The organism is Streptomyces sp. NPDC048349, assembly GCF_040651925.1.
Lineage (GTDB): Bacteria > Actinomycetota > Actinomycetes > Streptomycetales > Streptomycetaceae > Streptomyces.
Window position 1 is genome coordinate 1 of the sequence record NZ_JBEZLA010000002.1, and the last position, 14,287, is coordinate 14,287.

Sequence of the window (14,287 nt, forward strand, 5' to 3'; positions counted from 1 at the left end):
CAAGTACGTCCAGTACGGGGGCATCCGGCCGGCACGCCGAGAGCACGCACCGGACACCGCTCCTTCACCACGGACCTCCGTCAGACACCCCCTAGACCAGCCGTCGGGCCGTCGCCCAGCGGGTCAGCTCGTGCCGGTTGGAGAGCTGGAGCTTCCTGAGGACGGCCGAGACGTGCGACTCCACCGTCTTGACGGAGATGAAGAGCTGCTTGGCGATCTCCTTGTACGCGTACCCGCGCGCGATGAGCCGCAGCACCTCGCGCTCGCGCTGGGTCAGGCGGTCCAGGTCCTCGTCGACCGGCGGCGCGTCCGTGGAGGCGAAGGCGTCGAGCACGAAGCCGGCCAGCCGCGGGGAGAACACCGCGTCGCCCTCCTGCACCCGGAAGATCGAGTCCACCAGGTCGGAGCCGGTGATCGTCTTGGTGACGTAGCCGCGCGCGCCGCCGCGGATGACCCCGATGACGTCCTCCGCCGCGTCCGACACCGACAGGGCCAGGAACCGCACCTGGTTCTCGGCCGCCGCCATCAGCGGGGCGCAGCGCCGCAGCACCTCGACCCCGCCGCCGCCGGGCAGGTGCACGTCCAGCAGGACGACCTCGGGCCGGGTGGCGGTGATCACGGTGACGGCCTGGTCCACGTCGGCGGCCTCGCCGACGACCTCGACGCCGGTCCGCCCGGTGTCGCCGATCTCGGCCTGTACTCCGGTGCGGAACATCCGGTGGTCGTCGACGAGCACCACCCGGACCCGCCTGCCGGTCTGCGTCACCGCGTTGTCCTCGGTCATGCTGCGTTCGCCGCCCTCTCCATCTCCAGCTCGACTTCCGTGCCGCCGTCGGGCGCCGACCGCAGCCGTGCGGTCCCGCCGTTGCGCTGCATCCGGCCGATGATCGATTCTCGTACGCCCATCCGGTCGTCCGGTACCGCGTCGATGTCGAAGCCCGGTCCCCGGTCCCGTACGGACACGAACACCGTCTGCCCCTCCACCTCCGCGTACACCTGCACCGGCCCGCCCTCGCCACCGTACTTGGCGGCGTTGACCATTGCCTCGCGCGCGGCCTGGACCTGGGCGGCCAGGCGTTCGTCGAGCGGGCAGTCGCCGACGACGACGACCTCGATGGGGACGCCGTGGTGGTCCTCCACCTCGGCGGCGGTCTTCTTCACGGCCTCCGCGAGGCCGGCCGGTTCCTCGGCCTCCTCCTTGCCGGTTCCCCCGGGCTTGTAGAGCCAGTTGCGCAGCTCGCGCTCCTGCGCCCGCGCGAGACGGCGCACCTCTGACACGTCCTCGGCGTTGCGCTGGATCAGGGTCAGGGTGTGCAGGACCGAGTCGTGCACGTGGGCGGCCACCTCGGCCCGCTCCTGGGCGCGGATGCGCATCAGGCGCTCCTCGGAGAGGTCCTGGGTCATCCGGATCAGCCAGGGGCCGGCGAGCAGGGCGACGCCGACGAGGACGGCGAGGGTGGCGGTGAGGACGTTGCCGAGCTGGGCCGCGGAGCCGCGGACGACGATGAAGACGGTGAGACCGACGCCGACCAGGGCGACCCCGGCCAGCGCGCGGGCCGCTTGCAGCAGCCTCCCGTGCCGTCCGGCGGCCTCGGTCCAGTGGGCCCGGCGGGCGTTGTCGGCCTGTCGCCAGACGAGGACCACCCCGGCCCCGACCAGCAGCGTCGGCCACACGTACCGGCCGGAGGCGCCGCCGACCTGGACCTGCGAGATGAAGATGCCCGCCCCGACGCACAGCGCGATCAGCGCGCTGATCTGCCCCTTGTCGGGTTTGCGCAGGCGGCGGGTGCCGTCGGGCAGGGTTTCGAGGTAGGAGCGGTGCCCGCTGCGGCCGCCGACGCCCAGGGGTACGAACACCCAGAACGCGGCGTACAGCAGCACCCCCAGGCCGTCGCCCCACATGAACAGGCCGAGGAACGCCAGCCGCACCCAGATCACCGGCAGCCCGAGGTGTCCGGCGAGACCCCGCGCGACACCGCCGAGCATCCGGCCGTCGGCGCTGCGGTAGAGCTTGCGCGGCGGCACTTCCTCGCTGTCGGGTGCGAGCGGGGTACGGGGAGCGGCGGCTGCGGGCATGTCACCAAGGGTCACACGCGCCGACGCGGCCGGGCATCAGGGCAGCCCCCCAATTCCGCCCGGGGGATATCAGGGTTGCGCCAGGGTCGGGCCCGGTGCCACGGGCCGCCGGAGCCCGTCACCATGGACCCATGACCGATGTACACGATGCCCCGCCTGCGGGTCCCCCCGGAGGGAGTCCGGGGGAGGCGCCCGGGGCGCACCGGCCCTCCGACGACCGGCCTCCGCTGCGCCGCAGCAGGCGCGACAAGGTCCTCGCGGGCGTGTGCGGGGGTCTGGGCCGGTACTTCGACCTGGACCCGGTGGTCTTCCGGATCGTGCTGGGCGTCCTCGCGGTCACCGGCGGCGTCGGCCTGATCTTCTACGGCTTCGCGTGGCTGCTGCTCCCCCAGGAGGGCGAGGAGGACAGCGAGGCGAAGAAGATGCTGACCGGCCGCGTCGAGGGAGCCACCCTCGCGGCGGTGTTCGCCGCGCTGGTGGGCTGCGCGCTGTTCCTGTCGATGCTGGACAACGGCGTCCTCGCGGTCTTCTCGGTGCTGGTCGTCCTGGCGCTGGGCGGGGCCTCGTACTGGTCGCAGCGGCGGCGGACCGCGGGCCCGGTGGAGGCCGAGGCCCCGGTCGCGCCGGAGACGAAGGCCCCGCCGGAGACGAAGGCCCCGCCCGCTCCGGGCGGCCCGTCGTGGTGGCGGGACCCGCTGGTCAAGGACGGCACGACCGGACCGGTCGGCACGACGGGGTACCTGTGGGGCCCCGCCGACTCGGTCGCCCCCGCGGACCCCGGCGCCGCGCCGCCCCGGTCCGCCCAGGCGCCCGCCGCCCCGGCCCGCCGGCGCGGCGGCATCGGCGGCCGGGTCTTCCTGCTCGCGCTGATCGCCGGGATCGCCGCGACGGGCGCCGCCTGGGAGGGCAGTCCGCTGGGCCGGGCCCTGCAGACCGGGCTGGCGGCCGCGCTGGTCGTCTTCGGCCTGGGCCTCGTGGTCAGCTCCCTGCTGGGGCGCACCGGCTTCGGCACGATCGTGCTGGCCGTGCTGACCTCGGGACTGCTCGCGGGCGCCGCCGTACTGCCCCGGGAGATCGGCACGGACTGGCGGGAGGTCGAGTGGCGTCCGGCCGCGGTGGCCGACGTACGGCCCGTGTACGAGGCGGGGACCGGGCTCGCCACCTTGGACCTGAGCCGGCTGGACGTGCCCAGGGGCACCGCGCTGGCCGTCGGGGCCTCCGTGGACGCGGGGCGGCTGAAGGTGATCGTGCCCCGGGAGGTGACGGCCGTGGCCGACGTGACCATCCGGCTGGGCGACATCCAGATGCCCGGCGACACGAGCGAGGACGTACGGGTGCGCGGCGGCGGCGAGCACCGGCGGGCGACCCTGCCGCCCCCGGCCGGCACCGAGGCGGGCGGGACGATCGAGCTGTCCCTGAACGCAGGTGTGGGACAGGTGGAGGTGGCCCGTGCGGCTTCATGAGTTCCAGCCGGGACGGCTGATCGCGGGGCTGGCCCTGCTGGTGGCGGGCGTGCTGTACCTGCTCGACAGCAGCGGCGAGGCCGACGTGCCCTGGTTCCTGGTCATCCCGCTCACGGTGGGCGGGCTCTCGCTCGCCGCCCTGACCGGGATGGTGGCCTACGCCGTACGGCGTGACCGGCGCGAGGGGCGCGACCCGATCAGCGAGTCCAGCGACCAGTAGGGCGCCCCGGCGATGATCAGCGGGATCCAGGCGATCATGTAGATCAGGTCGTTGCCGTAGTAGTACGGGGTCACCGCCCACGACACCGTGAGCCACAGGCTGAGCGAGATCAGCGCTCCGCCGACGGCCGCGACGCGGGTCAGCAGACCGGCCAGGGTCCCCAGGCCGACGAGGATCTCCCCGATGGCCAGCGCGACGGCGAAGCCGACGGGGGACTCCAGGGCCAGGTCCACCATGGCGGGGACCGCGGAAGTGTCGCGCACGCCCGTCATCAGCTCCCCGATGGAGCCGGCGCCGGAGGCGGAGAGGAACGCGGAGTCGGTCAGCTTGTCCAGGCCCGCGTAGACGAAGGTCACGCCGAGGAAGAGCCGCAGGGGCAGCAGTGCGTAGCCGGCCGCTCGTTCCTTCAGCGGGGGGACTGCGGACGCGTCTGTCGAGACATCAGTTCGGGTCACGCGTCATGTGTACCCCGATCACTCGGCCACGTCGATGATGCAGCGGTTGGATTCCACCCCGGCGGCGGTCACCACCTGGATGTCGATCCGGCCCGGTTCCACCTCGGCCGGCACCGGCACCGTCAGCACCGTGTCGGAGGGGTTGGTGAACCCGCCCGGCACCGGGACCAGCGGCACGTGCACGTGCACCGCCCCGATCCGCACCACCAGCCGGGCCAGCATCTCCGGCGTCTGCGCCCCGGGCGGCACGAAGCCCACCCCCCGGATCTCGATGTCGTCCCCGGGGCGGACGGCCGCGTCCAGGTCCCCGGGCTCGCGTCTGCGCACCACCGACAGCACCAACGGGCGGGTGCCCTCCGCGTACTTGGCCGCCAGGTACACGGCGGCCGACAGGGCCACCAGCAGGGCCAGGGCCCACGGCAGCTGCGGCAGCCGGTCCGGGAAGCGGGCCAGCGACACCGCCGCGTAGGCCAGCACCACCGTGGAGACGAGCACGTACTGCGCGTCCGGGAAGCTGCCGCGTCCCGCGTCGTCCGTCAGCAGGTCCACCCCGCGCGGCCGGTCGGCCGGCAGCTTCTGCAACCGCTGGCCCATGATCCGCACCGACACCACCCGGCGCACCACCACGGCCACCACCGAGGTCAGCGAGACCACCGCCAGCAGCGGCAGCGCCCGGTTCAGCGCGAGCCCCTCGTACAGGGCCTGCCGTTCGGGACCCGGCGCCGAGGCCGCCAGGCGCAGCGCGGGCAGCAGCGCGGCGAACGCCGTCAGCACGACCCAGGCGCTGGGCACCGACTTGGACGTCGACAGCCGGTTGTCCTCGCCGACCAGCGGGGCCAGTAGTCCGCCGCGCACCGACTGGGCCCGGGCCGCGACGGTGAGCAGTCCGGCGAGGACCAGGGCCGCCAGCAGCCCGGCGGTGCGGGCCGTGGACCAGCCGGTGCCGAGCGCGGTGCCGACCTGGACGAGGAGCAGCACCCCGGCGGCGATCCACACGGCGAGCACGGCCCGCCGCGAGAACAGGTACAGCCAGGAGTTCCCGGCCTCCCGGCCCCGGTCGGCGACGGTGCGGGCCGACAGGGTCAGCTCGTCGGAGACCCACTGCCGGGACGCTCCGAGGGAGTGGGCCACGGCGGCCGGCAGCCCCTGTCCGGCGGCGAACTCGTCGCGCTTCTCCAGGAAGGCGGCCACGGCGCGGCGGTGCCCTTCCCGTGCGCAGTCGTCGCATGCGCAGGCCGCGGTGTGAGTACCCCGGGACATCTCTTGGACAGCCACGTGCGTGCCGCCTCTCTGAACTACGGTGCAATGCCAGCGAATTGTGCACCACTGCGGCAGTGTTCCGGATTGCGCACGATGTCAGAGCAGGTGATTAACGGTTCATGATGTTGACGCCACCGGCGTGTCACCGGATGGGCGCAGGGTTTGGTAGTTCACCCAGGCGGCCAGGTCGGAGCCGAACCGCTCGCGGGTGGCGAGCGCGCTGTGGTGGTCGATGAGCACCGGTTTCCCGGCCGCCCGCGCGATCAGCTGCACCTGCGCGGCCCGCTCCGCCGCGATGAACCACCAGACGGCGGCGTCCACCGAGTCCCCGACCGTCAGCAGCCCCCGGTTGCGCAGGATCAGCGCCTTGTACGGGCCGAGCGCGCGCCCGATCCGGCCCGCGTCCTCGGCTCCGGCGTATTCGTCGAGCAGCGCGTGGTCCTCGTAGAAGGCGCAGGCCTCCTGGGTGATCGGCGCCAGCAGCTCGCCGAGACTGGCCAGGGCGCGGCCGTACGGGGCCTGCGTGCGCACCACGGCCACCACCCCCGGCCGCTCCCGGTGCACGGCGGCGTGCACGGCGAAGGCCAGCTCGTTGACCCGGCGCTCCCCCCTCAGGACCCGCCCCTCCCCGTCCACCAGCAGCAGGTCACCGGGGGTCAGCCCGGCGAAGGCCCGCCCGAAGGGGTTGACCCAGTAGCAGTCCTCGAACTCCGGGTCTCGCGCGCTGACGTGCCCCGACACCCCGTCCTCGTAGCCGAGCCGCCCCAGCAGCCGCAGCGCCCCGGCGAGCCGTTCCTTTCGGTGCGCGCGCTCGTCGGCCGGATCCGCGTGCACGGGCGGCATCGCGAAGCCGAGCCGTTCCACGGGTACGGGTACGGGCTGATCCGGCATGGGACCTCCTCCGACGGCTCCGGTCGCGGCGCAAGGTACCGGCGGCCCCGCGAAGAGACCAGAGGAAGGCGGCCGGGGAACGGGGAAACGGCGAAGCCGCCGCTCCGCGGGGGAGCGGCGGCTTCGTGTCGCGTGCGGGTGGGGACTACTCCCACTCGATGGTGCCCGGGGGCTTGCTCGTGCAGTCCAGGACGACGCGGTTCACGTCCGGCACCTCGTTGGTGATGCGGGTGGAGATCCGCGCGAGCACCTCGTACGGCATGCGCGTCCAGTCCGCGGTCATCGCGTCCTCGGAGGAGACGGGGCGCAGCACGATCGGGTGGCCGTAGGTGCGGCCGTCGCCCTGGACGCCGACGCTGCGGACGTCCGCGAGCAGGACGACCGGGCACTGCCAGATCTCGCGGTCCAGGCCGGCCGCGGTGAGCTCGTGGCGGGCGATGGCGTCGGCCTCGCGCAGCAGGTCCAGGCGCTCCTTGGTGACCTCGCCGACGATGCGGATGCCGAGGCCGGGGCCGGGGAAGGGCTGGCGGTGGACGATCTCGTCCGGCAGGCCCAGCTCCTGGCCGACCATCCGGACCTCGTCCTTGAACAGCTGGCGCAGCGGCTCGACGAGCTCGAACTCGATGTCGTCGGGGAGCCCGCCCACGTTGTGGTGGGACTTGATGTTCGCGGTGCCGGTGCCGCCGCCGGACTCGACGACGTCCGGGTACAGGGTGCCCTGTACCAGGAAGGCCACCGCCGGGCCCTCCTCCTGGAGGATCTCCAGCTGGGCCTGCTCGAAGACGCGGATGAACTCGCGGCCGATGATCTTGCGCTTGGTCTCCGGGTCGGAGACCCCGGCCAGCGCGTTCAGGAAGCGCTCCTGCGCGTCGACGACCTTCAGCTGCACGCCGGTGGCGGCGACGAAGTCCTTCTCGACCTGCTCGGTCTCGCCCTTGCGCATCAGACCGTGGTCGACGTAGACGCAGGTCAGCTGCGAGCCGATGGCCTTCTGGACGAGCGCGGCGGCCACGGCCGAGTCCACGCCGCCGGAGAGGCCGCAGATGGCGCGCTTGTCGCCGACCTGCTCGCGGATGGCCGCGATCTGCTCCTCGACGATGTTGCCGGTGGTCCAGGTCGGGGTCAGGCCCGCGCCCCGGTAGAGGAAGTGCTCGAGCACCTGCTGGCCGTGCGTGGAGTGCATCACCTCGGGGTGGTACTGCACGCCGTACAGCTTCTTCTCGTCGTTCTCGAAGGCCGCGACCGGGACGACGTCGGTCGACGCGGTGACGCTGAAGCCCTCGGGGGCGGCGGAGCAGGCGTCACCGTGGGACATCCACACCGACTGCTGCTCGGGGGTGCCCTCGAAGAGGGTGGAACCGGACTTGGAAACGGCCAGGGGGGTGCGGCCGTACTCGCGGGCACCGGTGTTGTCGACCGTGCCGCCGAGGGTGGTCGCCATCAGCTGGAAGCCGTAGCACATGCCGAAGACGGGGACGCCGGCCTCGAACAGGGAGCGGTCGAGCTGCGGGGCGCCCTCTTCGTAGACGGAGGACGGGCCGCCGGAGAGGATGATCGCCTTGGGGTTCTTGGCCAGCATCTCGTCGACGGGCATCGAGCTCGGCACGATCTCGCTGTAGACCCGTGCCTCGCGGACGCGGCGGGCGATGAGCTGGGCGTACTGGGCGCCGAAGTCGACGACGAGAACCGTGTCCGGGGCGCTGTCGTGGGCGGCGGAGGGTGCTTCTGGCACGGGGCGGCCTTCCGGCGGAAGAGGTGGCTGTTTTGTCGATTCTAACGGGGGACCCGCACCTCTCTTCGTCTCACCATCCGAACCGGCTTGGCCGGGAGCGGGACGGACGGTAATAATCCGTTCCATGCGCAAGCAGCTGAGCTTCCTCTTTACCTATGGCACCGGCCGGTCCGGTCGCCATGGGTCCTCGTGATGCTCGCCTGAGCCGCTGACTTCCCAGAGCGCCCCGGTCCGACAGGACCGGGGCGCTCTGGCGTTCCGCGACCTGCCGGACCCCACCCGACAGGAGACGAAGACCATGACCACGATCACCGCCACCCCCGAGCAGCTCATCGCCGACTCCCGCGCGCGCATCGACGCCATCGACGACCGGATCATCGGCCTGATCCAGGAGCGCATGGCCGTCTCGACGGTCATCCAGGAGGCCCGGATCTCCTCCGGCGGCCGCAGGGTGCACCTGTCGCGCGAGATGGAAGTGCTCTCGCACTGGAGCGATGCCCTCGGAAAGCCCGGCACCGCCCTCGCCATGACCCTGCTGGAGCTGTGCCGGGGGCGTGTGTGACGGCTGTTCGTCACCCGTCCGGAGCGTGACCGCCCAAGGCGGCCTTCGTTGGTGAGGTTGTCCGCGCCAGCCAGGTGCGGGACGCACCACCACGCGTGGCTCAGCCGGAGCGATGAGACGCACCCCCCCGTGGGGCGTGCGCCGTGGGACCTCGCTCCCCCGCGTGACCGGACGGCAGGGGACAGCAGCCCGGTCACCCCACGAGGACGGCCGGCCCCGGGGACGCCCCGGGCCGGCCGTTCTTCCGTGCCCGCAACGGGCACGCTTCGCTGTGTGATCGACACCACAGCCCGGGATGCCGGATTCCGGTACAACCATCCGTGGCGACCGCCTGTCACTCATGTACCGCGGTGGGTACCGCGCTCGGAGGGGGAGCGCGGTACCGACCCGGTCATCAGGCCTGGTCCACGACCTTGGGCGGGATCTCGGGCACCGCCAGGAACGGCAGCCGCAGCGCGCCGAAGGCCTCCTTCGGAACCGCCGGACGGACCGGTTCCACGGCCGCGAGCCGTACGTAGCCCGCTCCTTGCTCCGGCCGCGGGTCCTGCTCCCCCTTGTTCGGCCAGTACGACATCGCCCGCTCGGCCTGCGCCGTGATCGTCAGCGACGGGTTGACACCGAGGTTCGCGGAGACGGCGGAGCCGTCCACCACGGAGATCCCCGGATGCCCGTAGAGCCGGTGGTACGGGTCCACCACGCCCTCCTCGGCCGAGGCGCCGATCGGGCAGCCGCCGAGGAAGTGCGCGGTCAGCGGGGTGCCCATGAGCTCGCCGATGTTGCTGCCGGGGAACCCGTTGATCTCCTCGGCGAGCAGGGTCGCGGCCCGGGTGGCCTCCGCGATCTGGACCGGGTTGGGGGCGCCGTGGCCCTGGCGGGCGGTGAGCAGGCCCTTCCCGATGCCGCCGGGCTTGCGGTAGGTGGTCAGCGAGTTGTCCAGCGACTGCATGACCAGGCCGATGATGGTCCGCTCCGACCAGCGCCGGTTGGACAGCGAGCGGGCCAGCTGCAGCGGGTGCCTCGCGGTACGCGCGAACCAGGCGCGGACCCGGTGCTTGGCGTAGGGCACCTGGAGGACCGTCATGAACCCCATGGCGTTGGAGCCCTTGCCGTAGCGGACGGGCTCGATGTGGGTGTCGGCGTTGGGGTGCACCGAGGAGGTGATCGCGACGCCCCGGGTGAAGTCGGCCCGCTGTGCCTTGCCGGAGCCGTCGCCGTGCCGCTTGCGGTAGCGGCGGTCGTCGGTCTGGGCGCCGACCAGGCCCTCGGAGTTGGTCCGGGTCAGATCGCCGAGCCGGTCGGAGATCCTGGGCAGCTCGCCCCGGTCCTTCATGGTGTGCAGCAGGGTCTGGGTGCCGTACGTGCCCGCCGCGACGACCACGTGCCGGGCGCGCAGCACCTTCGCCCTGCCCGTGCGGCGGGCGTCGGTGGGCACGGTGCGGACCCGGTAGCCGCCCTCGGGGTGGTCCGAGAGCGCGGTGACCGTGGTCATGGGGTGGATGACCGCTCCGGCGGCCTCGGCGAGGTGCAGGTAGTTCTCGTTCAGGGTGTTCTTCGCGCCCAGCCGGCAGCCGGTCATGCACGCGCCGCATTCGGTGCACGCCGTGCGGGCGGGGCCGGCGCCGCCGAAGTACGGGTCGGCGACCTCCTCCCCGGGGCGGACCGGGTGCCGGCCCGCGGCGTCGTCCCCGTCGCCGAAGAAGACGCCGACGGGGGCCATGTGGAAGGAGTCCGCCACCCCCATCTTCTCGGCGACCGCCTTGAGGTGGACGTCGGAGGGGGTCATGGTCGGGTTGAGGCGCACCCCGAGCATCCGCTTGGCCTGGTCGTAGTACGGGGCCAGTTCCTCGCGCCAGTCGGTGATGGACGCCCACTGCCGGTCCTCGAAGAAGGCGGCGGGCGGCACGTACAGGGTGTTGGCGTAGTTGAGCGAGCCGCCGCCGACGCCGGCGCCGGCGAGCACCATCACGTTGCCGAGCAGGTGGATCCGCTGGATCCCGTACAGCCCGAGGGCCGGGGCCCACAGGTAGTTGCGCAGGTCCCAGCTGTTCTTGGGCAGGCTGTCGCGGGTGAAGCGCCGCCCGGCTTCCAGGACGCCGACCCGGTAGCCCTTCTCGGTCAGGCGCAGGGCCGAGACCGACCCCCCGAAACCCGATCCGATGACGATGACGTCGTAGTCGTACGGCTCAGACACGGTGGTGCCCCTTCAGCGCAGTCGGAGGGCCTTCATGACCCGCAGGCTGCGGGTCATGAACGCCGCGTACTTCTCGTCGTCCATGCCCAGCGAGGGCGCCATCGGGAGGAGCCGCTGGTGGGCGACGGTCTGGGCCTCGGTGTACTTGAGGATGCCCTCGGAGCCGTGGCGGCGGCCGAGGCCGGAGTCCTTCATGCCGCCCATGGGGGCCTGCGCGCTGCCGTAGGCCGGGGCGTAGCCCTCGTTGATGTTGACGGTGCCGGTGCGCAGGCGGGCGGCGACGGCGTGGCCGCGGCGGGCGTCCTTGGTCCAGACGCTGGAGTTGAGGCCGTAGGCGGTGTCGTTGGCCTCGGCGATCGCCTGGTCCTCGTCCGTGAAGCGGTAGATCGAGACGACCGGGCCGAAGGTCTCCTCGCCGCACACCGCCATGGGCGCCTCGACTCCGTCGAGGATGGTGGGCTCGTAGAAGAGCGGGCCGATGTCGGGGCGGGCGGTCCCGCCCGCGACGAGGGTGGCGCCCTTGGCGACGGCCTCGTCCACGTGCCGCTGTACGGTCTCCAGCTGGCGTTCGCCGACCAGCGAGCCCATGTCGGCGCCGTACGCCAGCGAGCTGCCCAGGCGCATGGCCTTGGTGCGCGCGGCGAACCGCTCGACGAAGGCGTCGGCGATCGAGGCGTGGACGTAGAGCCGCTCGATGGAGATGCACAGCTGTCCGGCGGAGGAGAAGCAGGCGCGGACCGCGCCCGCGGCGGCCTTCTCCACGTCGGCGTCGTGCAGGACGAGCATGGCGTTCTTGCCGCCGAGTTCGAGGGAGACGCCGACGAGGCGGTCGGCCGCACCCCGGGCGACCTCGCGGCCGGTGCGGGTGGAGCCGGTGAAGGAGACGTAGTCGGCGTGCCGGACGACCTCGGGGCCGACGACGGGGCCCTCGCCGAGGACGATCTGGAAGACCTCGGCGGGCAGTCCGGCCTCGATGAGCAGGTCGCGGGCCCACAGGGCGGTCAGCGCGGTCTCGGTGTCGGGCTTCATGACCAGCGCGTTGCCCGCCACGAAGGCGGGCAGGGCGTCTCCGACGGAGAGTTCGAGCGGGTAGTTCCAGGGGGCTATCTGGCCGACGACCCCGCGCGGCTGGCGCAGTTCGGTGACCTTGGTGAGGGTGGGCATGGCGCCCGTGTGGCCCTTGGGGCGCAGGTAGGCGGGGGCCTTGCGCCCGTAGTGGCGGGCGGCGACGGCGACCGCCTGGACCTCTTCGTGGGCGTGCAGGCGGGCCTTGCCGGTCTCCAGCTGGATGAGGTCGAGGACCTCGGCCTGCCGGGCGAGCACCAGGTCGTGGAAGCGGAGCAGGACCGCGGCCCGCTTGCGCACGGGGACGGCGGCCCAGGCGGGCTGGGCGGCGCGGGCCCGCGCGAAGGCCTCGGCCACGTCCTCGGGGGTCGCCTCCGGGAGTTCCGCCAGCCGGTCCCCGGTGAAGGGGGTGTGGTTGGCGGTGCGGCCGGAGCCGATCACCCCGCGGGTGAGGCGGACGACCAGATCGGGGGTCACCACGTCGGCGGCGGTGCGGGCGCCGGCCGGGGCCGGGGCGACCGGGTTGGTGGGTGCCGGTGCGGTGCGGAGGGGGGCCGGGGCCTGCGAGTCCGTCATGGCGGTGAGCGTATTGCGCCCGGAAGGCTTTGGGTACCCGTGGGTAACCGGATTTTGCCATTTCCGCCAGTGATCGCTGGCAGGATGACGGGATCAGGGCTTCGCGGCGGGCGGCTCCCAGCCGCTGAGCACGATGTCGAACTGCTGCCGCGTCGTGTCCCACTCGGCGGCGGGGCTCGACATGTACACCGCGTACTCCGTGCCGTCCGGGGCGACGTACATCTGCTCCTTGGCCCGCCGGGGACCGGCCAGCGTCCCCTTCTCGGTCCAGGTGAAGTCCCACAGAGCGCCCCGGGTGGTGTCCCGGAAGCTGTTCTGCTCCAGCCGCAGCCGCTTGTACTCCGCCCGCTTGCGCACCTGCTTCTCCAGGTCGAGCAGGTGCATGTACGGGTTCTCGTAGTCCGGGGTCGGGTCGATGGCGATGCGGATGAAGTGGTTGCCGTTGTCGGGGGTGTAGTCGATCTGGGTCCCGTTCGCCTCCCGCCTCCAGCCGTCCGGCACGAACAGGGTGAACCCCTCCGGGTCGGTGACCTTGGTCCAGCCGGCCGGCGGGGCGGCCTGGGACTTCTGCGACTTGGAACCCTGGTCCTGCTGGTCGGGGGCGCTCGCGTTCTTGTCCGAGCCGCCCCCACCCCAGCCGCCCGTGTACGTGAGGACCCCGAACACACCGCCACCGCCGATCAGCGCCGCCACCAGGGCCACGGCCGCGGCGCGCTTGGTCCAGCCACCCCCCGGCCGGTCGGCGGCGGAGGCCGGCGCGGGCGCCGGGGGCTCCGGCAGCGGGGCCGTCCGGGCGGTGTCCGCGGGTGCGGCCGGTGCCTGCGGTTCCTCCTGCGGCGCTTCCTGCGCCGGGGCGAGCTCCCGAGAGGTCACCGCCCGCGTGGGCACGTACGCCTGCGCCGCCTTCGGCGCCCGGCCCTCCATCGCCTCCAGCAGCATCCGCTCGGCCTCCACGGCCGTGGGCCGGTCCGCCGGATCCTTCTGCAGCAGGGCCGTGATGACCGGCCCCAGCGCTCCGGACTGCTTCAGGGCCGGCGGATCGTCGTTGACCACGGCCTGGAGGCTCGAGATGGGCGAGGTGCGGCGGAACGGGGAACGGGCCTCCACCGCCGTGTAGAGGGTGGCGCCCAGCGACCACAGGTCGGAGGCCGTGCCCGGGGTCCCGCCGGTGACCCGCTCGGGGGCCAGGTAGTCGATGGAGCCGACGATCTCGCCGGTGCGGGTGATGGAGGAGTCCCCCTCGATCGCCGCGATCCCGAAGTCCGTCAGCAGCACCCGGCCGTCCTTCGCCAGCAGGACGTTGCCCGGCTTCACGTCCCGGTGCAGTACGCCCACCGCGTGCGCGGCGCGCAGCGCACCCAGCACGTGCAGCCCGATCCTGGCCGCCTCGCGGGGCTCGATGCGCCCGGCGGCCTTGGCCGCGTCCGCCAGGGAGGGACCGTCGATGTACTCCATGACGATCCACGGCCGGGCGTCGTGTTCGAGCACGTCGTGGACCGTGACGACCGCCGGATGCTGGATCCGGGCCGCGGCCCGGGCCTCCTTCTGCGTCCGGGCGTGCATGACGTCCCGGTCGGCCTGGGCGACGTACAGACCGGCCGTCAGTTCCTTGACGGCGACGGTCCTGTGGAGCAGCTCGTCATGCGCGCGCCACACCTTGCCCATGCCGCCGCGGCCGATCGGCTCGATGAGCCGGTACCGGCCCGCCAGCACGGCGCCCCCACCTGTCTGCTGTTCCACAAAACCCCGCCGCTCTCTGCACTTCAGGCCAGATTACGGAGCCCACGGGCGCTGTC

12 protein-coding genes are annotated in these 14,287 nt (G+C 72.8%); 3 read left to right on the forward strand and 9 right to left on the reverse strand.

Features of this window, described 5'->3' with window-relative positions; translation table 11 throughout:
- Positions 1 to 91 precede the first annotated feature (91 nt).
- Positions 92 to 784: a response regulator transcription factor gene (locus AB0D44_RS01700; protein WP_362582873.1), complete on the reverse strand. Its 693-nt coding sequence runs from the start codon at positions 782 to 784 to the stop codon at positions 92 to 94.
- Positions 781 to 2,076 carry a PspC domain-containing protein gene (locus AB0D44_RS01705; RefSeq protein ID WP_362582875.1) on the reverse strand — a complete coding sequence of 432 codons (1,296 nt, stop codon included), beginning with the start codon at positions 2,074 to 2,076 and terminating at the stop codon, positions 781 to 783. Before AB0D44_RS01705 ends, AB0D44_RS01700 begins: the two co-directional genes overlap by 4 nt.
- A gap of 131 nt (positions 2,077 to 2,207) precedes the next feature.
- Here AB0D44_RS01705 and AB0D44_RS01710 point away from each other — a divergent pair, with 131 nt between their 5' ends.
- Together AB0D44_RS01710 and AB0D44_RS01715 are read left to right on the forward strand one after the other, a co-directional pair.
- A complete protein-coding gene (locus AB0D44_RS01710; protein WP_362582878.1) occupies positions 2,208 to 3,539 on the forward strand; it encodes a PspC domain-containing protein in 1,332 nt (443 codons plus the stop codon).
- Positions 3,526 to 3,759, forward strand: a complete 234-nt coding sequence (locus tag AB0D44_RS01715) for a hypothetical protein (protein WP_362582881.1) — start codon at positions 3,526 to 3,528, stop codon at positions 3,757 to 3,759. Before AB0D44_RS01710 ends, AB0D44_RS01715 begins: the two co-directional genes overlap by 14 nt.
- Here the strand turns inward: AB0D44_RS01715 and AB0D44_RS01720 are convergent.
- From AB0D44_RS01720 to guaA, 4 genes are all read right to left on the reverse strand, one after another.
- Complete coding sequence (locus tag AB0D44_RS01720) at positions 3,696 to 4,214, reverse strand: TQO small subunit DoxD (protein ID WP_362582884.1); 519 nt, start codon at positions 4,212 to 4,214, stop codon at positions 3,696 to 3,698. The two genes, AB0D44_RS01715 and AB0D44_RS01720, sit on opposite strands and share 64 nt — an antisense overlap.
- Positions 4,215 to 4,232: 18 nt before the next feature.
- Complete coding sequence (locus tag AB0D44_RS01725) at positions 4,233 to 5,489, reverse strand: hypothetical protein (RefSeq protein WP_362582887.1); 1,257 nt, start codon at positions 5,487 to 5,489, stop codon at positions 4,233 to 4,235.
- 102 nt (positions 5,490 to 5,591) lie between these two features.
- Entirely contained in the window at positions 5,592 to 6,365 is a 774-nt protein-coding gene (locus AB0D44_RS01730; RefSeq protein WP_362582890.1) for a class II aldolase/adducin family protein, read from the reverse strand.
- Positions 6,366 to 6,510: 145 nt separating this feature from the next.
- A complete protein-coding gene (gene guaA / locus AB0D44_RS01735; RefSeq protein WP_362582892.1) occupies positions 6,511 to 8,097 on the reverse strand; it encodes a glutamine-hydrolyzing GMP synthase in 1,587 nt (528 codons plus the stop codon).
- Positions 8,098 to 8,395: 298 nt separating this feature from the next.
- Between guaA and AB0D44_RS01740 the strand changes: the two genes are divergently transcribed.
- Positions 8,396 to 8,659 (forward strand): chorismate mutase, encoded by a 264-nt coding sequence (locus AB0D44_RS01740; protein ID WP_362582895.1) that lies wholly within the window; start codon positions 8,396 to 8,398, stop codon positions 8,657 to 8,659.
- 394 nt (positions 8,660 to 9,053) lie between these two features.
- Here AB0D44_RS01740 and AB0D44_RS01745 read toward each other — a convergent pair whose 3' ends face one another.
- The 3 genes from AB0D44_RS01745 to AB0D44_RS01755 all read right to left on the reverse strand — a co-directional run bounded on the left by AB0D44_RS01745 (position 9,054) and on the right by AB0D44_RS01755 (position 14,231).
- Positions 9,054 to 10,850, reverse strand: coding sequence for a GMC family oxidoreductase (locus AB0D44_RS01745; protein ID WP_362582898.1), 1,797 nt, complete (start codon positions 10,848 to 10,850; stop codon positions 9,054 to 9,056).
- Positions 10,851 to 10,862: 12 nt separating this feature from the next.
- Positions 10,863 to 12,491: a succinic semialdehyde dehydrogenase gene (locus tag AB0D44_RS01750; RefSeq protein ID WP_362582901.1), complete on the reverse strand. Its 1,629-nt coding sequence runs from the start codon at positions 12,489 to 12,491 to the stop codon at positions 10,863 to 10,865.
- Between the two features lie 93 nt (positions 12,492 to 12,584).
- A complete protein-coding gene (locus AB0D44_RS01755) occupies positions 12,585 to 14,231 on the reverse strand; it encodes a serine/threonine-protein kinase (protein ID WP_362582904.1) in 1,647 nt (548 codons plus the stop codon).
- Positions 14,232 to 14,287 lie beyond the last annotated feature (56 nt).